Raw genomic sequence first — 23,578 nt, forward strand, 5'->3', positions numbered from 1 at the left:
TGCGCTGCCGACGACCACGGCGTGACGCAGAATGAATATCGGGGCGGGGTCAGGCCGCGTTGAGCGGGGCTTCCATCCAGATGCTGAGCCGGTTGAAGTCGCCTTCCCGCTCATAATCTGCACGCGAAGACACATTATGGATCAGCCTCAGGCCCAGGCCGCCGATCGGCCAGCGGTCCAGTTCGGGAGCTTCGGCGACCTCGACAGAAAGCGGGTTGAAGGCCGCGCCGGGTTCCCGGTAGTCCAGCCGCACCTCGTCGCCTTCGCGGGAGAGGCTGATGTTCACCTCGCCGCCGGGCGTCAGGTTGGCGTGATGCAGGGAATTGGCGAACATTTCCTCGGCGACGAGCGCGAGACGCAGCGAATCCTTTTCCGGCAGACCAAGGGCGGACGAGGTCTCCTCGACCCAGAGCGCCGCAGGCTGCACCTGATCGGCGGAACATTTGAACGATGCGCTATGGCGTCCCGTCATGGCCGAAGTATAACATCCATTCTCAAAGCTAGAACGCTGATCGCCATTTGAATCGTAAAGGGTGACAAACATGGCAAAAGTGATCTCCGTATCATGGTCGGCGATATTTCTTGCCATCTCACTAGCAGTTCTGATGCCAGCTGCCGGGGCCTCGGCTCAGGATGTGATCGCCGTCATCCAGCAGATGAAGGGTGACGTCGAGGTCGCCCGCGACGGCGAACGGCAGAGCGTCACCTCGGGCTACGGGCTGGAAGTCTCCGACGTCATCCACACCGGTCCGGACTCCGCGGCAGGGCTTCAGTTCACGGACGGGGCGCTGGTAGCGCTCGGTTCCGAGACCGAATACGCGCTTGAAAGCTACGAGTTCGATGCCGCCGCCGACCGGGGCAGTTTCGACAGCAGCATAAGCCGCGGCACGCTGTCGATCCGTTCGGGCCGCATCGCCAAGAAGGGCGTCGACCGCATGCGGGTCCGCACACCGGCGACCATTCTGGGCGTCCGCGGGACGCGCTTCATGGTCCGCGTCGATCCGGAAGACCAGTAGACCGCAGGCCGCGCATATCCGGCGCGCGTCCAGCGCGGCTGTCGCAGGGGAAGCCTCTGTGGTAGTCTAATTCACAAGAATTAATTCTGGGAGAGAATGCGCCATGACCATGCAGCGCCCGACCGTGACCTATCAGGATCATTGGAAGACCGAAGGCTACGACACCATTGATGTGCGTCCGGTTACCCCCGTCGTGGGGGCCGAGGTTCACGGTGTCGATCTGACCGTGACGCCTTCGGGCAAGCAGCTCGAGGAGATCAAGCGGGCCTTCCTGGCGCATCACGTGCTGGCCTTCCCCGACCAGAATATCGACCGGGAGCAGCACAAGGCGTTCGGCCGCCTGTTCGGCACCCTGCACGTACATCCGCTGAAGCACGACAAGAACAAGTCCGGTGGCAACAACGGCCTGTCCCATATCGATCCCGAGCATCCGTTGAACCAGGCAGGCTCCGAAGACCCGGATCCCGAGATCCTCGAGATCAAGACGACCCGGAATTCGAAATACACCGCCGGTGGCGCCTGGCACGCCGACGTGACCTGCGACGAACGTCCTCCGATGGGCTCGATGCTGCTGATCAAGCAGGTGCCCGAGGTCGGCTGCGGCGGCGATACCTGTTTCACCAACATGTACCGCGCCTTCGACACCCTGTCGGACTCGATGAAGGACTACCTGCGGACGCTGACCGCCGTGCATGACGGCGCGATCCCCTACATCGGCGCCTACAACACCGTCGCACCCGATGGCGGCTATCCGCGCAACGAGCACCCGGTGATCGTGCGCCACCCGGAGACCGGACGCGAACTGCTCTACGTCAATCCGGGCTTCACCTCGCACATCGTCGGGCTGACCAGGTTCGAGAGCAAGCACCTGCTCGAGATGCTGTATCGCCACGTCGAGAGCCGGCTGGACCTGCAGGTCCGCATGAGCTACCGGCCGAACACGCTGATGTTCTGGGACAACCGCTGCCTGCAGCACCAGGCATCCTGGGACTACTGGCCGTACAGCCGCTACGGCGAGCGCGTCTCCATCATCGGGCACCGTCCGGCGCGCGAGTTCAACTGACTGCCCAATGGCCTGGCAGACCCTGCTCTACGACCGTGACGGTCACGTCGGGACCGTCACGGTCAACCGTCCCGATGCGCTCAATGCGCTGAACACGACGGTCTTCGCCGAGCTGTCCGAACTGTTTTCCGAGATCGCTGTCGATCCGGACGTGCGCGTGATCGTCCTGAAGGGTGCGGGGGAGAAGTCCTTCGTCGCCGGGGCGGACATCAAGGAAATGACAGGCATGACCCGCCAGCAGGCCGAGGCGCGCAGCTGGACCGGCATGCGGCTCTACGACCAGATGCGAAGGATGCCGCAGCCGCTGGTGGCGTCGATCCAGGGCTATGCGCTGGGCGGCGGCATGTTGATCGCCATGGCCTGCGATATCCGCGTGGCCTCGACGGCGGCGACCTTCGGCTATCCCGAGATCCGGCTGGGCATCTTTCCGGGCACCGGTGGCACAGTGCTGATCGACAGGCTGATCGGACCCGCAGCGGCGCGTGCGATCTGCCTCCTCGGGGACCGCTTCCCGGCCGAACGGGCGTATCAGCTCGGGCTGGTGAACCGGCTGGTCGAACCGGGGCTGCTTGTGGCGGAAACGGCTGACGTTGCGGCGACGCTGGCGGGCTACAGCCCGGTCGCGATCCGCGAGCTCAAGTCGGTACTCAACGCATCGCTGGAACTGGACTTCGCAACCGCCCGCGAGGTCGAGATCGACGCCTATGGCCGCGCCTTCGAAAGCGAGGACCGCGTCGAGGGAACGACCGCCTTCGTCGAGAAGCGCAAGCCCGACTTCAAGGGCCGCTGATCAGGCAGCCGGCACGACAGACCGTACCTTCCGTGGCGCGGCCTTCCAGATCGAGAACCCCGACAGGGCGGCCATGCCCATGCACACCGCGAACGCGATATCGTAGCTGCCGGTCACGTCGTGGATCATGCCCGTGAACCAGGGACCCACGGCGCCGCCCCCGATCAGGGCCACCGTCACGGCGCCGAAGATGGTGCCGAAGTGCGGACCCTCGAAGATCTCGGCGACAATGGGGCCAAGCACCGAGGTCATGGCGTAGCCGAGCAGGCCCTGACTGATCACCATCGTCCAGAGCAGCGCCGCCGACGGCTCAAGCCGCATGGCGATCAGGCAGGCGAAGCAGATGACGAAGCCGGCCGACGACAGCATCCAGACGCCCTCGCGCCCGATCCTGTCGGACAGGGCGCCCAGGCCGATCTGGCCGGGTATCGCGACGACCACGACCATGCCCAGGGCCTGGGCCGCCAGCGCACCGTCGAAGCCGATGTCGAGCAGGTATTTGGTCTGATGCACCTGGGCCGAGTACCAGACGAACAGGGCGCAGAAATAGCCGATGGCGATCCACCAGAACCGGGCCGTCCGAAGCGCCAGCGGCAGGGACCATTCGATGGCGGTCCAGTCGGGATCGACGATGCGGTAACGGCTGCCCGCAGGGGCGTCCGGGTCGTCGCTGCGGCCCCCATCGGGGCGCAGGCCGAGGTCCTGGGGGCGCTTCCGGATCAGCAGGTTGAGCGGCAGCAGCAGGCCGATGGTCAGGATGCCGAGATAGAGACAGGCCTGCCGCCAGCCTTCGGTCTCGATCACGGTCTGGAACACGGGCAGCAGCACGATCCCGCCGATGCCCGCACCGGAAAAGGCGATTGAGATGGCCAGCGCACGGTGCCGTTCGAACCAGTTCGGCAGATACATGGACTGCGCCGTGTAGGCCATGAAGTTCACGCCGGTCACGACGAGCAGGCCCAGTGTGGCGTAGAGCTGCCAGGGGGTCTCGATCCACTGCGCCATGATCAGACCGCCGCCGACGCAGACCACGCCGACCTCGATAACGAGAACCGGCCCGTAGCGGTCCATCATCCGGCCGGTCAGCGGACCGAGCACCGCGGTCAGCAGGAACCCGGCGGAAAAGGCCCCGGCGACGAGGCCGCGCTCCCAGCCGAACTCGTCGATCAGGGGCGGGACCACCAGCGAGAAGGATGTCCGCGCGGTCACCGCAATCCCGACCGTCACGAAGACGATCGCGACGATGATCCAGCCATAATAGATCGGCAGTCTCGGCATTCCGTCAGCGGCCCCCGCCGGCGCGATGGCTGACCCGTGGCCGCGCCCGCCCCGGGGCCATCATCGGCAATGTGATCACGTGGTTAACCTTTCGTTAATGGCTGGCCGCCTACCGGTTGCTTCCGGCCATGATGACCGGATTTGCGGGAGCGATTGATGCCGTTCAGCGACGGACAAGAGCCAACATCAAGCACGGCGCCGTTCGCGGCAATCCTGAATGCGGTTTCCGACGCCGTGCTGACGACCGATGCCGAGGCGAACATCCGCTGGTGCAACCGTGCGGCCACGGCGTTGCTCGGATACAGTGCCGATGAGATGGCCGGCATGTCGGTCAGGCAGTTGCTTCCCCGGGCGGCCGCGAGCCGCCATGACGGTCATATCGACGCGTTTGCCGCGCGAGGATACACCGATCTGACAGGCGTGCCGCGGGAACTGACCGTGCTGACCCGGACCGGTGAGGAACGGCATGTCGAACTGATACTCGATCCGCTGCCGGGCGACGGCCAACGCCGCTATGTCGCCATCCTGCGCGATCTCTCGATGCGGGACGAGAGCCTTCAACTGGCCGAGGAGCGGGAGAAGCTTGCTCGCAGCGAGGCCCGGTTCCGCGACTTTGCCGAATGCGGCGCCGACTGGTTCTGGGAGATCGATCAGGACCTCCGCTTCACCTACATGTCGCCCCAGGTCGAGGAAGCGACCGGCTACCCGCCCGAATGGCATGTCGGCAAGACGCGGCAGGAACTGGGCCTGGACGACGGCAACGCCGAGCTGATGGAGAACCTCTACTTCAAGGTCGACGAACTGGAGGAATTCTACGACCGGGTTCAGGTCCGGCGGCGCAGGGATGGCGGCCATGTCTGGATCGCCTTCAGCGGCACGCCCGTGCTCGATGCCGACGGCAACTTCGCCGGCTACAGGGGCGTCTCCCGCGATGTGACCAAGTCGGTCGAGCGTGAGAAAGCACTGAAGCGGTCCAACCGTGACCTCGAGAATTTCGCCTACGCCGCCTCGCACGATCTGCAGGAGCCGTTGCGCAAGATCGTCGCCTTCGGCGAAAGCCTTCAGGAGGGGCTGGGCGACGGGCTGGACGAACTGAACGCGCACTACCTCTCGCGCATGACCGCGGCCTCGAAGCGGATGAGCGGGCTGATCGACGGTCTGCTCGACTTTGCCCGGGTCGGCCGCCATGACGATCCGGACGTGGTCGTGGATCTGTCCGATATCCTCGACCAGGTCATCTCCGATCTGGAACTGTCCATTGCGGGCTCCGGCGCAACGGTCGAGCGCGGTCCCTTGCCGCGGCTGACCGGCCAGCCGACGCACTACTACCAGCTGTTGCTGAACCTGATCGCAAACGCCCTGAAGTTCAGGGATCCGAACCGGCCGCCCGAGGTGCGCATCGATGTCGAGCGCAGGGGCGAGATGCTGTTTCTCCGGGTGTCGGACAACGGCATCGGCTTCGACAACGAGCATGCCGGCCGGATCTTCGAACTGTTCGGCCGGCTGCATGGCCGTGACCGCTACGAGGGCACCGGGCTGGGTCTGGCTCTCTGCAAGAAGATCGTCGAACACGCCGGCGGCAGCATCACCGCGACCGGTATCGAAGGCGAAGGTGCGGTGTTCACCGTCGCGCTTCCGGCCGTGCTCGGGAAGGCTGCCGGCGCGCGCTGAGCCGGAAGTTCCGGCCGGCTCGGCGGGTGTTCGGCGCCGCGCTCCGGTCTTCCCGCTGCGGGTCTTTCAAACTAGGCTTCCGGCTTCGCAACGGGAGCTGCCGGTCATGAAGAAAGTCGCCTTGCTGGCAATTGGATTGGCCGTGATAGCCGCCGGTGTCTATTTCGGGCTGCCGGCCTTCGCCGACCGCCAGTTCCGCAAGGCCCTCGATGTCCATGTCGCCGCGCGGGGCTCCGATGCCGCCGGCTACAGCGACGCCGCCTACGACTACTGGACAGGCGCGGCGCGGATCGGCTCCTTCCGTGATGTGGTCGTCTTGCCCTTCGGCGATGCCATGCTCGCCGTATCCGTCCGGATTGACGGGCTGGCCATCGACGGTGTCGATCTGGACGCCCTGGAGGACGCCACGGCCGGCGATGTCGCCCGTTCCGCATCCTGGACCGGGGTGGTGATCTCGATGGGCGACGGCGCTGTGGTCGCGACCGGCGGGGCGGGGCGCATGGAGGCGCTCTCGCTGGCCGGAACCGGCGGTCTCTACGGGCCCGAGAATATCCGTTTCGCGACCTTGATCCAGGACCCGTTAGACCTCGTGGTCGCCAGCGACGGGCTCTCTGGAACCGGCCGTCTCGGCGGTATCGAGGTGACGGACTATGCGGGCAGCGCCATCGGCCGGTTCAGCGCCGGTCCGGCAGCACTGGACCTTCAGGCGTCGGAAGGAACGCGCGAGAACCGCATTGCCATGGGCTGGGAGACCCTTGTCCTCAACGGCCTGGCGCGCGGCGAGCCGGCGACGCTCGACAGCGGCGAGCATAGAGGCATGTTTGTCGACTTCGACGTCCGGGATGCCGACGGCACGCCGTTGAAGGGCCGCTTCGCCTATGGCGCCTACGCGGTCGAGAAGGCTCGGTTCGACGAACGTGTTCTGGGCACCTATGCGGCGATACTCAAGCTGGCGGGCGAACGGGAAGGGGAGCCGTCTCCTGAAGAGACCGCGGCAGCGATCGAACTGGTGATCGCCAGTCTGGAACGCGCTGTCGCGCTGGAGACCGGCGCGGAACGGTTCTCGCTGAACGACCTGGCCGTCGAGATGCCGGGGGTCCAGGAACAGCACATGGACAGCATCTCGGGCGGCCCTGTCCGCGGTCTGTCCCTGACCAGCGTCGAGACGCTGGGGCAGAAGCAGACAGACGCGCTCGGCAATCGCACCAGTGTCCGGCGCAGCGTCATCACTGGTGTCGATCTGAATGGGGTGCCGGCCTATCTGCGCGAAGTGCTTGGCGCGCCGGTCACGGCCGGATCGTTGAAGGCGGCTGGCGATTTTTTCAGGACCCGGCCTCTGGCCGATACCGTACCGCCTTTCGACTTCGGCGCCTGGCATTCCGAGGACCAGACGATCTCGACGGCCAGCAGCGGCACGTTCCACATCGAGCGGCTCTCCATGGATGCGATGAAGGCGGATGGACAGGGCAATTTGGAAATGAGCTTCTCGGTCGCCGGGATCGGCGTCAGCCTGGACTCGGTGCCGCCCGCTTCGCCGGAAGCGGTTGCAATCTTCGAGGCCATGCGCGCTGACGGTATCGAGGAGATCGAGCTGGATGTTGGCGTTGCTGTGCGGGCCGGTCTCGCGGACGGTCTCATCCGGGTGGAGAAGCTGGCGCTGACCGCCGACCGTCTGGCGGACCTGCAGTTTTCAGCGGAGGTGAATGGCCTGGATTTCGAGCAGCTCCGGGGCATGCCGGCGGAGCAGCGCAGTCAGGCAATGATGCTGGCTCCGCTCAGCTCCGCCGGCGTGACGCTTTCCGACAGGGGGCTTCGGCGGCTGATGCTCAAGGTCGTCAGCGGCAACAGCGGTGCGGAAGCCGACGAGGTTGCCCATGTGCTGGCATTGCAGGCCGAGCAGATCGCCGCCGGATTCGGATCGCCCCGCGCTGTCGCGATCGGCGAGACAGTGGCGCAGTTCCTGCTGTCCGGCGGGGAAATCCGGCTGGCGGCCGACATAACGCCGCCGGTGCCGCTGCTGCAGCTGATGCTCGCCGCCCAGACCGCCGGACCGGGCGAGGTGCTGGAGAAAATGAACGTGACCGCGGAACATTCGCCTCAACAGTAGATTAACCAGCTTGTGAGAATTTGCCCGTTTGAACTGTCAGACGGCCACGGGTTACAGAGTGAGTATGAACAGAACGTCGCGAATTGCACCGCTGATCCCCAGCAAGCACACCGAACTGGACATCGGCGAGATCGGAAACTTTCCCCTGCTCGATCACATGTGCCGGTTCTGGCGCGAGGCCAATGACGGCGACGTGCCCGTCAGGATCGAGCCGTTCGACGTGCCGGCCAAGCTGATGCCCTACGTCATGCTGCTGGACCTGGAAGAGGAACCCCGCCGCCTCCGCGTGCGGCTGGCCGGGACCGCCGTCTGCGACAAGCATGGCGGCGAACTGAAGGGCAAGACGACCGACGACTTCTTTCTGGAAGACGATGCCCGCGCCGTCGTCGACGCCGCGCTGGTGGCGGCCGAGACCCGGCAGCCGACCCTGGCGCGGCGCGAGTATATCGGTCTAGACGACCGGCTCTGGGGCTACGTGCGGTTGATCCTGCCGCTGTCCTCGGACGGCGTGAAGATCGACCGCTTCTTCAAGGCGGTCGAACCCCACACGCTGCACGAAATCCGCGGTTAGGCCGCCGCCAGTTCCTTTACTGCCTCGGCCAGCGCCAGCTGCTTCTTGGCCTGTTCGACATGCAGGTTCTCGATCATGCGGCCGTCGACGGTGACGACGCCCTTGCCCTCGCGCTCGGCTTCCTCGAAGGCGGCAACAATGCGGGCTGCGGTCTCCAGCTGCGCCTCGGTCGGCGAGAAGGTCTCGTTGCAGGGCGCGACCTGGCTCGGATGGATCAGCGTCTTGCCGTCGAAGCCCAGTTCCAGCCCCTGCACGCAGGTGGCCCGGAAGCCCTCGTCGTCCTTGATGTCGTTGTAGACGCCGTCGAGGATCTGGATGCCGTAGGCGCGCGCGGCCAGCATGCAGAGGCCCAGCGCGGTAATCATCGGCAGGCGCATCGGCGTGTGATGCGCACCGGTATCCTTGGCGATGTCGTTGGTACCCATGACCCAGACCGCCTGCCGGTCGGAAGCGGCGGCGATTTCCTGCGCGTTCAGGATGCCGATCGGGGTTTCCATCATGCACCACAGCGCGGTCGTCTTCGGCGCGCCGGCGGCGTCCATCGCGGCCACCAGATCCTTCACCATCTGCCCGTTGTTGATCTTCGGCACCAGGATCGCGTCCGGGCCTGCCTTGGCGACGGCTTCCATGTCGTCCTTGCCCCAGGCGGTGTCGAGGCCGTTGATGCGGATGATCATCTCCCGCTTGCCATAGCCGCCGCCGGTGATCGCCGCACAGACCTGTTCCCGCGCCGTGGCCTTGGCGTCCGGCGACACCGCGTCTTCCAGGTCCAGGATCAGCGCGTCGGCGGCGATGGTCTTGGCCTTCTCCAGCGCGCGAGCGTTGGAGCCCGGCATGTAGAGGACGGAACGGCGCGGGCGGACGGGTGCGGACATGTCTGTAAATCTCCCTCGAAAATGTTCCGGCGCACTATAAGGTCGGCGGATCGTTCTGCAATCGGGAGAGGCCCGGAAATGGCGGTCCTCAGCATCTCCAGCCAGGTCGCGCAGGGACATGTGGGCAATTCGGCGACCGCATTTGCGATGCGGCGTCTCGGCCGGGATGTCTGGGATTTGCCGACGGTCGTGCTGAGCCACCATCCGGGCCATGCGAAGCCGGCCGGCATGGCGATGCCGCCGGAGACGGTGCGCGCCATGATCGAATCGGTGCTGGCGCGGGGCCGGCCGGAGGCGCTGTTCTCCGGCTACCTGGCCAATGCGGAGAACGCCGTCACCATAGCCGCGGTGGCCAGGCGGCTGCGTCTCACCGGCCATCTGCCCTATGTGCTGGACCCGGTTCTGGGGGATGCCCATACCGGCCTCTATGTCGGGGAGGATGTCGCATCGGGGGTTCGCGACACCCTGCTGCCACTGGCCGACATCGTGCTGCCGAACCGTTTCGAACTGGCCTTCCTGACCGGTCGGGAGATCACGAGCGTCGAAGACTGCACCGCGGCCTGCCGGCAACTGATCGCCGAGGGGCCGCGCGCGGTGATCTGCACCTCGTCGCCGGCGCCGGCGCGCAAGGTCTCGGCGCAGATCGTCACCACCGACAGCGTCTGGCGGGTCTCGATGCCGGAGGTCCCCGACGCGCCGCACGGGACGGGCGACCTGTTCGCGGGCGTCGTGCTGGCGAAGTCGCTGGACGGCATGCCGATCCATGAGGCCGCGGGCTATGGCGCCGGCGCGGTACATGCCGTCGCGGCCTGGTCGAAGGCGATGGGGCTCGACGATCTGGCGCTGGTCCCCGCACAGGCCTCGATAGGCGACCCGCCGGTGCTGCCGGAGATCGAGACGCTCTCCTCCAATAACTAGCGCAATACAACAGTGAAATTTTATAGTTGAAATATTTGGTTGGCATGGGAATTATAATATTCTTTGTTCTTTCTGTTTTGTGGACGATTTCCGCTTTCGTTTTGATTTTTATCACCATGCGGGCAGTTAGATGGCCGTCGAGTTCTTTTGGTGAGGTCGTCGATATCGATACGCGACGGCGATCCGCGAGAGGTGTCTGGGCGCTGGTGGCTGGTATTTTTGCATATTTTTTTATTGTCGCATTAATTAAATATGAGAGCGATCTCCAGTATCTAGACGAATCTATTTTTGCACTTTTTGACTGGCTGCTTATGGCAATCTTTATCGAATTTCCTATAATTTTTATTACATTCTCACTTTTTTATATCCCATTGATTGGATTTATCTTGGAGCGTTGGAACATTTCGGTCTTTTTTCTTGGAATTGTAGTCCTTGTTTTGCAGTATTTGATATTATTGTTGTTTGAAGTTCTGATCTTCGATACGGATTCGTATCACTCTCGAGAATCGAATGTCTCTGACGCATTTGTGGATTCTCTCATGGCAACTGCCACTGCATATTGTTTCTATTTTGTCGGTCGATATGGGCTGGTTTGGCGACCGGTCCGATCCAGATAGTAGTTATTGACTCAATATTGCTGGCAATTCCTATCTAGAATAAATCACCAGCACCAGCGCACCCGCTTCGCTCTTGGACTCATGCATCGCGCCCGGTGCGCGGATGGCGTAGTCGCCGGCGTGATAGGTGTGTTCGCCGTCGTCGAAGGAGCCTTCCAGGATATAGAGCTCCTCGAACTCCTCGTGGGCATGCGCCGGGGCGTATGCGCCAGGTTCGACCTTCATCAGCCACGTGCGGCGGCCCGTGGCCGGGTCTTCGTGCAGCGGCTTGACCAGAAATCCGTCGGATCCGCTCGACTGCCAGTCCTGACCGGCGGTGCGGGCGACCAGCGTGCCGGCGTCGGGACGCGGCAGGCCCGCGGTCTCGCTCGAAAACATCTCGGTCATGTCCGGTCCTCCTTCTGCGTATCCAGGCTTTCCGCCCAGCGGTCGGCCCATCCCGTCAAGGACACCAGTTTCGCGGCCAGTTCGCTACCCGTTTCCGTCATCGCGTAGCCGTCGTCCAGGAGCTCGACCAGCCCGCTTTCCCTCAGTTCCTTCAGACGCGCATTGAGCGTCGTCGGCGAGACATCGTCGCATCGCTCCCGGAGCATGCGGAATGTGAGAGGGCCGTCGCGCAGCTCCCAGAGGATGCGCAGAACCCAGCGGCGACCGAGCAGATCCAGCAGGACCATGATCGGTCGGCCGGTGCTGGAGCCGCGAACGGGGATTCCGGGCTTCGGTGTCGGCAATGCGGACCTCCTTGACGCTACAGATATTGTAGCATACTGGTTGCTACGTAATTGGTAGCAGAGGATTGCGCCATGTCGAACCCCCTTTCACCCTTGCCCGAACCCTGGCCGCCGGCCGTCGCCGAGAGGCTGGCCCGCTACCCGCAGCGCGACGGCTACATCCTGAAGCTGTTCCGCAGCTTCGCGAACTCCGAGCGCTTCCTGGCGAAGGGCGTTGCCAACCTGCTGGACCGCGAGAGCCCGCTGCCGATGCGCCAGCGCGAGATCGTCATCCTGCGGGTCACGGCCAATCTCGGCTGCGAATACGAATGGGGCGTGCACGTGACGGCCTTCGGCCAGCATGTCGGCTTCACGCCGGAGCAGATCGCGGCGACGAGGAGCGGCGCGGCCGATGATCCCTGCTGGCCCGCTGAGGAAGCGCTGTTGCTGGCCGTCGTCGATGGCATCTGTCGCGACGGCCACCCGGACGAGATCCGGAAGGCCGCATTCCGGTCGGCCTGGACCGTCGAGCAACAGCTCGAGATCCTGGCACTCTGCGGCAACTACCACACGATCAGCTTCGTCGCGAAGACGGCGGAGCTGGAGCTGGAAGACTTCGCCGCCCGGTTTCCGGTGTAGCTCGGTCGGGGCTTTGACACTGTCGTCACCCCGGCCCCCGAGCCGGGGTCCGGATGCCGACGCACCTTCAAAAGCATGCGCTTGCAATGATCCTCCGTCCCGGATCCCGGCTCAAGGCCGGGATGACGGTGTGGTCCTTTGAATGCGGTTGCAGACCGGTGGACGACAGCAAGTAGCATTGGCGATGCCGCGCACATGTTGTCACCCACGAATGAATCGGGGGTGACACTCAGAGGCTGGTTGTTCCGATGAGAACCTACCGCCGCTGCCGTCCGCCGCGGCGGCGGGGGGCGCCGGTGTCGCCTGCGGGCTGCTGCCGGGCGGGCAGGGCGACAGCTTCGGATAGATGCGGGAAGGGCTCGGTCTTGTTGGGCAGCGCCATGGCGTTGACGAAGTGCTCCTGGAAGCGGGGTTCCAGCGCCGTCTCGATCTTCTCGACCTCCCGGACCAATTCCTCGACCTCGCGGCGGTGGCCGCGGTTCAGCAGCGCCATGCGCGCGCCTGTGCCGGCGGCATTGCCGACGGCGGCGACCTGATCGAGTTCGCAGTCGGGAATGAGCCCGAGCACCATGGCGTATTTCGGGTCGATGTAGCTGCCAAAGGCCCCGGCGAGGCGGATGCGTTCCACGTGGTCCACGCCCAGCTTGTCCATCAGCAGCCGCACGCCGGCATAGAGCGCGGCCTTGGCAAGCTGGATCGCGCGCACATCGTTCTGGGTCACGGTGATGTCCATGGTCGCGCCACGCCAGAGCACGTAGGTGAAGGTGCGGCCGTTCGCGACGACGCGGTCGGAGGATTCGGCGAGGGCGCCGTTGACGACCCCGTCCTCGGAAATGATCCCGGCCAGGAACATCTCGGCGATGGTCTCGACGATGCCCGACCCGCAGATGCCGGTGACGCCGACCGCCGGGGCCTCTTCGGCGAATTCGGGCTCGTCCGACCACCGGTCGCAGCCGATTACCTTGACCTTCGCTTGCAGCGTCTCCGGATCGATCCGCACGCGTTCGATGGCGCCCGGCGCCGCGCGCTGGCCGCAGGATATCTCGGCCCCTTCGAAAGCGGGTCCGGTTGGCGAGGAAGCGGCGAGCAGGCGGTCGCGGCTGCCCAGGACGATCTCGGCATTGGTGCCGACATCGACCATCAGCGTGATCCTGTCGGTCTTGTGCGGGGCTTCGGCCAGGGTCGCGGCGGCGGCGTCTGCGCCGACATGCCCGGCGATGCAGGGCAGGACATAGGCCCGGCCGCCGTCCATGATCTCCACGCCGATATCGCGCGCCGCCAGCGCCAGCGGTCCCGAGACCGCCAGCGCAAAGGGCGCGCCGCCAAGCTCGGTCGGGTCGATGCCCAGGAAGATGTGGTGCATCACCGGGTTGCCGACGAAGGTCGCCTCGACGATCAGGTCGCGTGTGGCGCCGGCGTCCCGGGCCACCTTCTCGGCCAGCCCGTTGACCGCGCCCCGCACCGCCTCGGTCAGCGCCGGAAGGCCGTCGGGGTTCATCAGCACGTAGGAAACCCGGCTCATCAGGTCTTCGCCGAAGCGGACCTGCGGGTTGGCGGTGCCGGCAGAGGCGACGGTCCGGCCGCTCATCATGTCGACCAGATGCGCGGCGATGGTGGTCGAGCCGATATCGACCGCGAGGCCGAAGGCACGCTGCTGCAGGCCGGGCCACAGCGCGGTGATCAGCGGCCCGTCGCCGTCATCATGCACCGCCGCCGTCACCTTCCATTCGCCCTTGCGGAGGGTCTTCTGGAGCTTGGCGAAAAGCGGCGGATCGAGCCGCGCGCCCTTCACCATCCACTCCCGTTCCAACGCCTCAGAGAGCCGGTCCAGATCGCCGGACGGGTTGGCCATGTCGGGCTCGGTGACCTCGACATACATCAGACGCGTGGCGGTATCGCGGTCGATGCTGCGGTTCTCGGCCCGCTTGCGGACAACCTGCTTGTTGACCGCCGAATCCGTCGGCACGTCGACCACCATGTCGCCCAGGATCTTCGCCTGGCAGGAAAGCCGCCGGTCGGCGGGCAGGGCGCGGCGGCCGGAATATCGGGCTTCGACCTCGTTCGGTGGCGACAGGTTTTCCGGTCTCGCCGTGATCTTGTGCTTGGCAAACTGGCCGGGTGTCGGGGTGATCTGGCAGCGCCCGCAGAGACCGCGGCCGCCGCAGACGCTCTCGACATAGACGCCCAGCGAGCGCGCCGCATCGAGCAGCGGCGTGCCGATCTCGAACCGGCCGCGGCGGCCGGACGGCATGAACAGGACCAGGGCGTCGCCGGTTTCGGTCATGGAACGGTTCGATCCTCTCGGTTGCTGTGTCCGCGATTAGAGGACCGGCAGGCCGAACGCCAGCGTCATTGCGACGTCCGCTTGATTTTCGGCGGCGTGCCGCCACAGTCTGGACCATCTCTCCGGCACCGGATCATCCCGACATGTCCCTTCTGAACAGCATGCAACAGGGCGCGCGCGCCACCGCGGGCTTCACCATCGGGTCGAGCATGTTCGGCATCGTGTTCGGTTCGGCGGCCATCGCCACCGGCCTGACCGAAGCGCAAGCCGTGATCATGAGCGCCACGGCCTTCGCCGGCGCGGCCCAGTTCGCGTCGCTGGCGGTCTGGGATCATCCGATGCCCTGGCTGGCCGTCGCCATCACCGTGGCGCTGGTCTCGACGCGCAACGTGCTGATGGGCCTGAGCCTGTCCTCCGATTTCGGCAAGGCCCCGTGGCCGTTCCGGCTCATTATCATCCACATGCTGGTCGATGCCAGCTGGGCCATGTCGATGCGCCACCGCGGGCGGAGCGACATGGCGGCCTTCTATTTCGGCAGCGCCGCCAGCCTCTACGTGACCTGGATGGTGGGCGTGGCCATCGGCGTACTGCTCCCCGATGCGATGGACGCGGTCACGATGGCGGCGATCGGGTTCGGCGGCGTGCTGTTCCTGTCGCTTGTGCTGGTGATGCTGGCCAGGGCGAGAATGGGGCCGAGATTGCCCTGGGCTGTCTCGGCCGTGGTGGCTATCAGCCTGTCGTTCGTCGCCAGTCCCGAGGTGGTGCTGCTGGGTGCTGTCGGGTCCGGCGCGAGCTTCGCACTGCTGTTCGACGGGCGGCGTGCATGAGCGAGTTGTCCGAAGGCTATGCCGCCATCGCCATGATCACCGCGATCGTGTTCGCGTCGCGGCTCGGGGGCTACCTGCTGGGTTCGACCGTCCGCGAGGGCACACGGCTGCGGCGCCTGTTCGACGTGCTGCCCGGATGCGCCATCGCCGCCGTGGTCGCGCCGATGATTGTCCGGGCGCAGCCCGTCGAGATGGTCGCGCTGGCGGTGGCGTCGTTGTTGCTCTGGTTCACGGCAAGCATCGGGCTGGCGCTGGCCAGCGGGCTGGCCTTGCTGGTCGCGGGCGCCCATATCTTCGGGCTCGGATGATCACGATCCCTTGATGTGCGGGTCTCCGAATAATCACAGCGCCGATCTTGTTAACGTCCGGAGGCGCGACGACAATAAAAAGGCAAGGGGCCTTGAGGATCGGCCTCTTTGGCGTTCCATGGGAGAGCATCTGATGAACAAGTTCCTGATTTCCGCCGCGGCGGTCATGTTTGCGGCCGGCGCGGCCTGGGCCGGTGCGCACGGCTCGATGTCCGACAAGCGCGTTGACGCGATGAAGAGCATCGGCGGGTCCATGAAGGCCATCGGCGAGGGCAATGGCGACGCGGTCCAGCACGCCCAGAACATCAAGATGCAGTTCGGCGACATGCTCGAGAAGTTCCCCGAAGGCTCGATGGAATACCGCGCGAAAGCCAACATCTGGACCGACTGGAGCGGCTTCGAGGCCGCCATGGGCAAGAGCAATGACGCGGCGGCCAAGCTGGTGACCGCGGCCGAAGGCGGCGACAGCAGCGAGATCGGCAACGCGCTGAAGAATCTCGGCGGCACCTGCAAGGGCTGCCATGAGGAGTACCGCGGTCCGAAGCCCGAATAGGTGAGGCGCACCGCACTTACAGGTCTGGCGGCGCTAGCCGGGGCAGTGGCCCTGGCCGGCGCACCTGACGCATTTGCGCAGGACGCGGTCGAGCGCGGCGAGTACCTGGTACGCGCCGCGGGTTGCATCGCCTGTCATACGGCCAAGGACGGCGGCCAGCTGTTCGCGGGCGGATATGCGCTGAAAACGCCGTTCGGCACCTTCTACAGCCCCAACATCACGCCCGACCGGGAGACCGGGATCGGGGCGTGGACCGACGAGGATTTCGTCGGCGCGCTGCATGAAGGCAAGCGGCCCGCCGGCGGCCGCTATTTCCCCGTATTCCCCTATACCAGCTACACGAAGATGACCCGGGAGGACGCGCTGGCCATCAAGGCCTACCTGTTCTCGCTCGACCCGGTCAGCCAGCCCAACCGGGACCATGGCATCATGTTCCCGTTTTCCATGCGCATCCTGCAGCGCGGCTGGCAGATGGTGAACTTCGAGGCGGGCCGGTTCGAGCCCGATCCGGGCGCCAGCGATCCGGTCAACCGAGGCGCCTATCTCGCCCAGGCGCTGGCCCATTGCGGCGAGTGCCACACCCCCCGGAACATGATGGGCGCGACCGACGAGGACATGTACCTCGCCGGCACGCCCGACGGCCCCGAAGGCGAGGTGGCGCCCAACATCACGCCCCATTCGACCGGCATTGGCGACTGGAGCGAGGCCGACATCGCCGAACTGCTGAAGAGCGGCTTCAAGCCCGATTTCGACAATGTCCAGGGGACGATGGACGAAGCCATTGAGGACGGGCTCAAATATCTGACCGACGCGGACAGGGCGGCGATCGCCGCCTATCTCAAGTCTGTGCCACCGATCGACAACAAGGTCGGCTCCGGCGGCTAGGGCCGTCATTGACCCGTCACGTATGACCTGACGTAGGGTGCCCATGCGTCCGTGCCCACTGGTTCACGGGCCGCCGATCATCTATGTCTGACTGTGGAATACCGGGGAAACGTAACGGAACAGCCGAGTTGGCCGACATCCATCGCAATCTGCCGTCATCGTCCAGCGACCACCATCTGGTGATCGAAGCGCGGGACAACGGCGTCATCGAAGTCGAGGATCTGACCCCGCGCCAGCCGCGCGGGCGGCGTCTGCTGCGTACCTTCCTGCTGTTGGTCGTGCCTGTGGCTGCGCTGCTTGTCGGTGGATATTTTTACGCCAAGTCAGGGCGTTACGTCACGACCGAGAACGCCTATGTGAAGTCGACCAAGATCGCGGTGTCGTCCGATATCGCCGCCCGGGTCGCCGCCGTGCATGTCCGCGAGAACCAGCGCGTGAAGGCTGGCGACATGCTGGTCGAACTGGACGGCCGCGACTGGGAGATCGCCTTCCGCGAGGCCGAAGCCGAGATCGTCCGTACCGCGAGCGCCATCCGGCAGTTGCAGGCGAACTACCGGGCCGAGCTGGCGCAACTGGCCGAAGAGCGTTCCCGCATCGACCAGTTGCAGAGCCAGTACGACCGCTTCCGCAAGCTGGCGGAGCGCGGTATCGCGCCGTCCCAGAAGCTCGAGGAAGTCGAGGCCGAACTGAAGGTCGCCCAGCGGCGTGTCGCCACCCAGCAGGAGCGGGTCGGCCAGGCGCTGCTGACCATCGGCGGCAGCCTGGACAAGCCCGTCGAGGAACACCCGCTCTATCTCAAGGCCGAGGCAGAGCGTGACGAGGCGTTGCTGAAACTGGACCGCACGCGGCTGCGCGCGCCGGTCGACGGCATCGTCACCGTACTGAATCTGGAACCGGGCGAGTTTGTCGAGAAAGGCGAGCCGCTGTTCGCTCTGGTCGATGACCGCGTGCCGTGGGTCGAGGCGAATCTGAAGGAGACCCAGCTGACCCATGTCGAGGTCGGTCAGGAGGTCGAGGTCGAGGTCGATGCCTATCCGGGCGTGAAGTGGCGCGCGACCGTCGCCAGCATCGCGCCCGCCACTGGCGCCGAGTTCTCGATCCTTCCGCCGCAGAACGCCTCGGGCAACTGGGTGAAGGTCGTCCAGCGCGTGCCGGTCAAGTTGCAACTCAACCCGGGTCAGGACCGGCCGCTGCTGCGTGCCGGCATGACAGCGCAGGTCGCCATCGACACCCTGCGGGAGCGTGAGCTGCTGGTCTTCGTCCGGTCGGCCATCGCCCGCATCGGAAACGACGCCGAGCAGCGCTGACCGCAGGCCTTGAGGCCTGCCGCGACAGCCCGTCCATTTGCCACAGTCCTAAATCGTGATAGCTGAGCGCTTCAACAGCTGGAGAGCGCCATGATCCCGCGTTATTCGCGCCCGGAGATGACCGAAATCTGGTCCCCGGAGAACCGCTTCCGCATCTGGTACGAGATCGAAGCCCACGCCACCGACGCCCAGGCCGAGCTGGGTATCGTGCCCAAGGATGCCGCGAAGGCCGTCTGGGACCGGGGCGGCTTCGACGTCGACCGTATCGACGAGATCGAGCGCGAGGTGAAGCACGACGTCATCGCCTTCCTCACGTCGCTGGCCGAACATGTCGGCGACGAGGCCCGTTTCGTTCACCAGGGCATGACCTCGTCGGATGTGCTCGATACCTGTCTCGCGGTTCAGCTGACGCAGGCCGCCGACATCCTGCTTGCGGATCTCGACGCCGTGCTGGCCGCGCTGAAGAAACGCGCCTTCGAACACAGGATGACGGTGAAGGTCGGCCGCAGCCATGGCATCCATGCCGAACCGACGACCTTCGGGGTGACGCTGGCGACCTTCTACGCCGAGTTCGAGCGCAACCGCGAGCGCCTCGTCGCGGCGCGGAAGGACGTCGCGACCTGCGCCATTTCCGGCGCCGTCGGCACCTTCGCCAACATCGATCCGTCGGTCGAGGCCCATGTCGCGAAGAAGCTGGGTCTGGAGATTGAACCGGTCTCGACGCAGGTCATTCCGCGCGACCGTCACGCCATGTTCTTCGCCACGCTGGGCGTCATCGCTTCGTCCGTCGAACGGCTGTCGACCGAGATCCGGCATCTGCAACGGACGGAAGTCCTGGAAGCGGAAGAGTATTTCTCACCGGGGCAGAAGGGCTCGTCGGCGATGCCGCACAAGCGCAATCCGGTGCTGACGGAGAATCTGACCGGCCTCGCGCGCTATGTCCGCGCCCAGGTCATTCCGGCGATGGAGAACGTGGCGCTCTGGCACGAGCGGGACATCTCGCATTCGTCGGTCGAACGCATGATCGGCCCGGACGTCACGGTGACGCTGGACTTCGCACTGATGCGGCTGGCGGGTGTGGTCGAGAAGCTGGTGATCTATCCGGAGCGGATGAAGGCCAACATGGACCGTCTTGGCGGCCTGATCCATTCGCAGCGGGTGCTGCTGGCGCTGACCCAGGCCGGGGTCAGCCGCGAAGGCGCCTACCGTCTGGTGCAGCGCAATGCGATGCAGGTGTGGGAAGCGAACGGATCAAAGGATCTGCTGACCCTTCTGAAGGGCGATGCGGAGGTGACCGCCGCCCTGACCGAGACCCAGCTCGAAGCCATGTTCGACCTCGACTATCATCTGAAGCATGTCGACACGATCTTCGAGCGGGTCTTCGGCGCGAACTGACATTCAGGACGCGAACAGGTTGCGGGCCATGCGGCTCAGCCGATAGACAGGCTTACGGCCACCGGCGCCGGCTTCCAGCGTGATGTCGGTCACGGTGACGTTGTCGGCGACCGGACGGGCCTGGCGTGCAGCGGGCGAACCGATGGCGTGCAGGTCGGCTCGGGCCGCGGTGATCATTGACTTGGCGAAGATATCGTACATTTTTTGCCTCCATTGGCTGGCAGGTTTCGATGCCGCCTATTTGGAGCGGAACCGCATGGTTCGCCAGTCAGGAATACTCTCCAGATATGTAAGATGAACTGACATGACCATACGCTGGGATCTGCCGCCTCTGACGGCAGTGCGCGCTTTCGAGGCAGCCGCTAGGAACCAGAGCATGAGCGGCGGGGCGAGCGAACTGAACGTCACTCATGCAGCCGTCAGCCAGCAGGTGCGTGCACTCGAGGACTGGCTGGGGGTGCAACTTTTCCTGCGCCGGGGCCGCCGGCTGACGCTGACCGCCGAAGGCGCCACCTATGCCGAGGAACTGCGCGGCGCGTTCCAGCGGATGGAAGACGCGTCCCGCGCGGTGCGCCGCCATGTCGAGACCCGGCTGCTGGAGGTCGCGACGACCTTCGCCTTCGCCTCTCGCTGGCTGACGCCGCGCCTCGGACGGTTCCAGATGGCCCACCCCGAAGTGGCTATCCGGCTCTCGCCGAGCCGGCATCTGGTCGATTTCCGCCGCGATCCGGTCGACGTCGCCATCCGCTTCGGTGAGGGCAACTGGCCGGGTCTGATCTCGGAACCGTTCCTGGCAGGGCGTCTGGTCGCGGTTTGCAGTCCGTCGCTGCTGCCGCCCGGAAAGACCTCGCTCGAGCCGTCTGACCTCGACCGGCTGAACCTGTTGCACGACACGGACTACGAGGAATGGCGCAGCTGGGTGCGGTTCAATGGCTGGGAAGATGTGAACGTGGATCGGGGCGATGTCTTCGGCATGACGACGCTGGGTCTCGAGGCGGCCATCGCCGGCCGCGGCGTCGCGTTGATGGTCGAACCCTTCGTCGAGGAGGAAGTTGCCAGCGGGCGGTTGATCGGCCTTTCCGAGGAGGCCGAGAACAGTCAGGCCGGCTATTATCTTGTCTACCGGGAGCAGGATGTGGACCGCGCCAATGTGGCGGCCTTCCTCGACTGGATGCGCGCCGAGGCGCATGTGGAGATCGAATCCTAGATCACGCCGCGTTCGACAATGGGCCGGTTTGCCGCGATGCGGTCGAAACGGAAGCGGTCGAGGTTCAGAGAAGTGCTGGCGCCGTCGAGTATCCACTCTGCCAGCGCCCGCCCCACCGCAGGCGACTGTTGCAGCCCGTGGCCGGTGAAGCCGTTGGCGAAGTAGAGGTTCCCGATCTCCGGATGCGGACCCAGGACCGCGTTGTGATCGAAGGTATTGACCGCATAGAGCCCGGCCCAGGCGCCCGCCATCTTCAGACGCTCGAAAGCGGGAACACGGTGGGCGAGAGCGGGCCAGCAGATGTCGTCGAACTGCGTGTAGACGGGATCGAGATCGAAGGTGTCCGGGTCCGTATCGCCTGCCAGCGGCGATGATCCGGCAAGGAAGCCGTCACCCTCCGGTCGGACGTAGACGCCGGACGGATCGACGATCAGCACCGGGTCCTGCGGCGGCTCCGGCGTCGTGACCCTGAAGACGGTCCGCTTGCGCGGCCGGACGGGCAGGTCGATATCCGCGGTTGCAGCGAGGTCGCCAGCCCACGGGCCGGCAGCATTGACCACATGGCCTGCCGCCAGTTTTCCGCCATCGGCCAGTTCGACGCCGACGATGCGATTCACTTCCCGAACCAGCCCAACGGCGCGGTCCTGCAAATAGACGACGCCCGCCCGGATGGCTGCAGCCCGAAAGGCGCGCAGCAGGGCGTAGGGATCGAGCCAGCCCTCGTCGCGTTCCCCGATCGCAGCGGCGGCGATGTCGTCGTTCCGGATCCAGGGCAGGCGCTCCGACAGCTCGGCCGGAGTCATCAGGGTGATGTCCGCGCCGGTCTCCCGCTGGACCCGGACATTTTCAGCCAGTGTCTCCGCGCCCCTGCCGGTCGCGAGAAACAGATAATGTCCGGGCCGGAACTGGACGTCGGGCCGCTCGCCATCGACTTCCAGAATCTCGCCCGAGCGGCGGATGAAGTCGATGCCGAAGCGGGAAATCAGGATGTTTTCGGGCGTCGAGAATTGCTGCCGGATCGATCCGAGAGAGCGCCCCGTCGAACCGCGTTCATAGGTGACGTCGGGTTCCAGAACGGTCACCCGCGCGTCCGATCCCTTCGCGCCTTTCAGCCACCAGGCGACGGCGCTGCCGATGACGCCGCCGCCCACGATCAGGATGTCCGTCCGCTTCATTGCGCCAGCTTGCGGTCGGCGGTGGCTTCCCGCAAGGTGCCGCCATGAGAAGGACATTCGACATGATCGTGCATGGCGGCACGGTGGTGAACCAGAACGGCGAGGGCCTCGCCGATGTGGGGATCGTGGACGGCCGGATCGCCGAGATCGGCGACCTGGGACAGGCGGATGCGGGACAGCTGCTGGACGCCGCCGGGCTGCATGTGCTGCCCGGCGTGGTCGACAGCCAGGTGCATTTCCGCGAGCCGGGGCTGGAGCACAAGGAAGACCTGCAATGCGGCATGGACGGAGCGGCGCTGGGCGGCGTCACGGCCATATTCGAGATGCCGAACACCTCGCCTTCGACGACCGACGCCGCGGCGATCGAGGACAAGCTGGCCCGCGCGAAGGGCCGCGCCGCGGTGGATCACGCCTTCTATGCAGGGGCGGCGGCCGAGAACATCGGCATGCTGCCCGAACTCGAGCGGATGCCGGGCGTCTGCGGCGTGAAGATATTCATGGGCGCCTCGACCGGCAGCCTGCTGGTCTCCGACGACGAGACCCTGCTTGAAGTGCTGCGTGCCGGCGTCCGCCGTGTTGCTGTCCACGCCGAGGACGAACCGCGCATGAACGCGCGCAAGGATCTGCGGGTCGAGGGCGATCCCTCGACGCATCCGGTCTGGCGCGACGACGAGAGTGCGATCCTGGCGACACGCCGCATTCTGGCGCTGGCGCGCCGTGCCGGCCGCAAGGTCCACGTGCTGCATGTCACCACCGCCGACGAAATGGACATCCTGGCCGGTCACAAGGACATCGCCACCGTCGAGGCGACGCCGCAGCATCTGACCCTGGCGGCCGAGACGGCGTATCCGGAACTCGGCACGCGCGCACAGATGAATCCGCCCATCCGCGGCGACGCCCACCGACAGGGGCTGTGGCGGGCGCTGCAGCAGGGCGTGGTCGACGTCATCGGTTCCGACCATGCGCCACACACGCTGGAGGAGAAGGCGAAACCCTATCCACAGAGCCCGTCGGGCATGCCGGGCGTGCAGACGCTGGTGCCGATCATGCTGAACCATGTCTCACAAGGTCGGCTGTCACTGCAGCGTTTCGTCGATCTGACCAGCGCCGGGCCGAATAGGGTATTCGGCATGGCCGGGAAGGGGCGTCTGGCCATGGGCTATGATGCCGACCTCACCATCGTCGATATGAAGCGGACCGAGACCATCACCGATGCGATGATGGCGAACCGGTCCGGCTGGACGCCCTACAACGGCATGCAGGTCACCGGCTGGCCGGTCATGACCGTGGTCCGCGGCACGCTGGCCATGCGCGAAGGCGAGGTGCTGGGCCGGGACCACGGCCGTCCAGTGCGCTTCCAGGAAACGCTGCCGCGCGGCTGA

General features: G+C 65.5%; 25 protein-coding genes. 17 read left to right on the forward strand and 8 right to left on the reverse strand.

From position 1 onward, the window contains the following. Positions 1-49: 49 nt before the first annotated feature. Positions 50-589 (reverse strand): ATP-binding protein, encoded by a 540-nt coding sequence (locus ACMVY4_RS13550; protein ID WP_416896553.1) that lies wholly within the window; start codon positions 587-589, stop codon positions 50-52. A 16-nt stretch (positions 590-605) separates the two neighbouring features. On the opposite strand from ACMVY4_RS13550, the gene ACMVY4_RS13555 reads away from it, so the two are divergent. From ACMVY4_RS13555 to ACMVY4_RS13565, 3 genes are all read left to right on the forward strand, one after another. Beyond that, positions 606-1,016, forward strand: a complete 411-nt coding sequence (locus ACMVY4_RS13555; RefSeq protein ID WP_416896554.1) for a FecR family protein — start codon at positions 606-608, stop codon at positions 1,014-1,016. A gap of 103 nt (positions 1,017-1,119) precedes the next feature. Further along, positions 1,120-2,079: a TauD/TfdA dioxygenase family protein gene (locus tag ACMVY4_RS13560; protein ID WP_416896555.1), complete on the forward strand. Its 960-nt coding sequence runs from the start codon at positions 1,120-1,122 to the stop codon at positions 2,077-2,079. Between the two features lie 7 nt (positions 2,080-2,086). After that, a complete protein-coding gene (locus tag ACMVY4_RS13565; protein ID WP_416896556.1) occupies positions 2,087-2,869 on the forward strand; it encodes an enoyl-CoA hydratase/isomerase family protein in 783 nt (260 codons plus the stop codon). On the opposite strand, the gene ACMVY4_RS13570 is transcribed toward ACMVY4_RS13565, so the two are convergent. Continuing rightward, entirely contained in the window at positions 2,870-4,147 is a 1,278-nt protein-coding gene (locus ACMVY4_RS13570; protein ID WP_416896557.1) for an MFS transporter, read from the reverse strand. Between the two features lie 156 nt (positions 4,148-4,303). On the opposite strand from ACMVY4_RS13570, the gene ACMVY4_RS13575 reads away from it, so the two are divergent. The 3 genes from ACMVY4_RS13575 to ACMVY4_RS13585 all read left to right on the forward strand — a co-directional run bounded on the left by ACMVY4_RS13575 (position 4,304) and on the right by ACMVY4_RS13585 (position 8,496). Further along, complete coding sequence (locus ACMVY4_RS13575; RefSeq protein ID WP_416896558.1) at positions 4,304-5,818, forward strand: sensor histidine kinase; 1,515 nt, start codon at positions 4,304-4,306, stop codon at positions 5,816-5,818. A 106-nt stretch (positions 5,819-5,924) separates the two neighbouring features. Then, entirely contained in the window at positions 5,925-7,925 is a 2,001-nt protein-coding gene (locus ACMVY4_RS13580; RefSeq protein WP_416896559.1) for a hypothetical protein, read from the forward strand. A gap of 64 nt (positions 7,926-7,989) precedes the next feature. After that, complete coding sequence (locus ACMVY4_RS13585) at positions 7,990-8,496, forward strand: PAS domain-containing protein (protein ID WP_416896560.1); 507 nt, start codon at positions 7,990-7,992, stop codon at positions 8,494-8,496. On the opposite strand, the gene ACMVY4_RS13590 is transcribed toward ACMVY4_RS13585, so the two are convergent. Next, positions 8,493-9,371: an HpcH/HpaI aldolase/citrate lyase family protein gene (locus ACMVY4_RS13590; RefSeq protein WP_416896561.1), complete on the reverse strand. Its 879-nt coding sequence runs from the start codon at positions 9,369-9,371 to the stop codon at positions 8,493-8,495. The genes ACMVY4_RS13585 and ACMVY4_RS13590 overlap by 4 nt on opposite strands. A gap of 78 nt (positions 9,372-9,449) precedes the next feature. On the opposite strand from ACMVY4_RS13590, the gene pdxY reads away from it, so the two are divergent. Next, positions 9,450-10,289 (forward strand): pyridoxal kinase, encoded by an 840-nt coding sequence (pdxY, locus tag ACMVY4_RS13595; RefSeq protein ID WP_416896562.1) that lies wholly within the window; start codon positions 9,450-9,452, stop codon positions 10,287-10,289. A 26-nt stretch (positions 10,290-10,315) separates the two neighbouring features. Further along, positions 10,316-10,906 carry a hypothetical protein gene (locus tag ACMVY4_RS13600; protein WP_416896563.1) on the forward strand — a complete coding sequence of 197 codons (591 nt, stop codon included), beginning with the start codon at positions 10,316-10,318 and terminating at the stop codon, positions 10,904-10,906. Positions 10,907-10,936: 30 nt separating this feature from the next. On the opposite strand, the gene ACMVY4_RS13605 is transcribed toward ACMVY4_RS13600, so the two are convergent. Continuing rightward, positions 10,937-11,293, reverse strand: a complete 357-nt coding sequence (locus tag ACMVY4_RS13605; protein WP_416896564.1) for a cupin domain-containing protein — start codon at positions 11,291-11,293, stop codon at positions 10,937-10,939. Further along, entirely contained in the window at positions 11,290-11,637 is a 348-nt protein-coding gene (locus ACMVY4_RS13610) for a winged helix-turn-helix transcriptional regulator (RefSeq protein ID WP_416896565.1), read from the reverse strand. The genes ACMVY4_RS13605 and ACMVY4_RS13610 overlap by 4 nt, the downstream gene beginning before the upstream one ends. A 72-nt stretch (positions 11,638-11,709) precedes the next feature. On the opposite strand from ACMVY4_RS13610, the gene ACMVY4_RS13615 reads away from it, so the two are divergent. Beyond that, positions 11,710-12,255, forward strand: coding sequence for a carboxymuconolactone decarboxylase family protein (locus ACMVY4_RS13615; RefSeq protein ID WP_416896566.1), 546 nt, complete (start codon positions 11,710-11,712; stop codon positions 12,253-12,255). Positions 12,256-12,511: 256 nt separating this feature from the next. On the opposite strand, the gene ACMVY4_RS13620 is transcribed toward ACMVY4_RS13615, so the two are convergent. Beyond that, positions 12,512-14,539 (reverse strand): ASKHA domain-containing protein, encoded by a 2,028-nt coding sequence (locus ACMVY4_RS13620; protein ID WP_416896567.1) that lies wholly within the window; start codon positions 14,537-14,539, stop codon positions 12,512-12,514. Positions 14,540-14,682: 143 nt separating this feature from the next. Here ACMVY4_RS13620 and ACMVY4_RS13625 point away from each other — a divergent pair, with 143 nt between their 5' ends. The 6 genes from ACMVY4_RS13625 (at position 14,683) to purB (ending at position 19,814) form a co-directional block, all read left to right on the forward strand. Beyond that, complete coding sequence (locus ACMVY4_RS13625) at positions 14,683-15,366, forward strand: AzlC family ABC transporter permease (RefSeq protein WP_416896568.1); 684 nt, start codon at positions 14,683-14,685, stop codon at positions 15,364-15,366. After that, a complete protein-coding gene (locus tag ACMVY4_RS13630; protein ID WP_416896569.1) occupies positions 15,363-15,674 on the forward strand; it encodes an AzlD family protein in 312 nt (103 codons plus the stop codon). The genes ACMVY4_RS13625 and ACMVY4_RS13630 overlap by 4 nt, the downstream gene beginning before the upstream one ends. A gap of 133 nt (positions 15,675-15,807) precedes the next feature. Then, positions 15,808-16,227, forward strand: coding sequence for a c-type cytochrome (locus ACMVY4_RS13635; RefSeq protein WP_416896570.1), 420 nt, complete (start codon positions 15,808-15,810; stop codon positions 16,225-16,227). After that, positions 16,228-17,112 carry a c-type cytochrome gene (locus tag ACMVY4_RS13640; protein ID WP_416896571.1) on the forward strand — a complete coding sequence of 295 codons (885 nt, stop codon included), beginning with the start codon at positions 16,228-16,230 and terminating at the stop codon, positions 17,110-17,112. A gap of 128 nt (positions 17,113-17,240) precedes the next feature. Further along, positions 17,241-18,419, forward strand: coding sequence for an HlyD family secretion protein (locus ACMVY4_RS13645; RefSeq protein ID WP_416896572.1), 1,179 nt, complete (start codon positions 17,241-17,243; stop codon positions 18,417-18,419). Positions 18,420-18,509: 90 nt separating this feature from the next. Further along, positions 18,510-19,814 carry an adenylosuccinate lyase gene (gene purB / locus ACMVY4_RS13650; RefSeq protein WP_416896573.1) on the forward strand — a complete coding sequence of 435 codons (1,305 nt, stop codon included), beginning with the start codon at positions 18,510-18,512 and terminating at the stop codon, positions 19,812-19,814. 3 nt (positions 19,815-19,817) lie between these two features. On the opposite strand, the gene ACMVY4_RS13655 is transcribed toward purB, so the two are convergent. Further along, positions 19,818-20,015 (reverse strand): hypothetical protein, encoded by a 198-nt coding sequence (locus tag ACMVY4_RS13655; protein ID WP_416896574.1) that lies wholly within the window; start codon positions 20,013-20,015, stop codon positions 19,818-19,820. Between the two features lie 103 nt (positions 20,016-20,118). Here ACMVY4_RS13655 and gcvA point away from each other — a divergent pair, with 103 nt between their 5' ends. Further along, positions 20,119-21,021: a transcriptional regulator GcvA gene (gcvA, locus tag ACMVY4_RS13660; protein WP_416896575.1), complete on the forward strand. Its 903-nt coding sequence runs from the start codon at positions 20,119-20,121 to the stop codon at positions 21,019-21,021. Here the strand turns inward: gcvA and ACMVY4_RS13665 are convergent. After that, the gene (locus tag ACMVY4_RS13665; protein ID WP_416896576.1) at positions 21,018-22,196 is read right to left on the reverse strand and encodes an NAD(P)/FAD-dependent oxidoreductase; all 1,179 of its coding nucleotides are present in this window, start codon (positions 22,194-22,196) and stop codon (positions 21,018-21,020) included. The genes gcvA and ACMVY4_RS13665 overlap by 4 nt on opposite strands. 44 nt (positions 22,197-22,240) lie before the next feature. Between ACMVY4_RS13665 and ACMVY4_RS13670 the strand changes: the two genes are divergently transcribed. Further along, complete coding sequence (locus tag ACMVY4_RS13670; RefSeq protein WP_416896577.1) at positions 22,241-23,578, forward strand: dihydroorotase; 1,338 nt, start codon at positions 22,241-22,243, stop codon at positions 23,576-23,578.

The sequence above is a fragment of the Minwuia sp. genome, from assembly GCF_048007105.1.
GTDB lineage: Bacteria > Pseudomonadota > Alphaproteobacteria > Minwuiales > Minwuiaceae > Minwuia.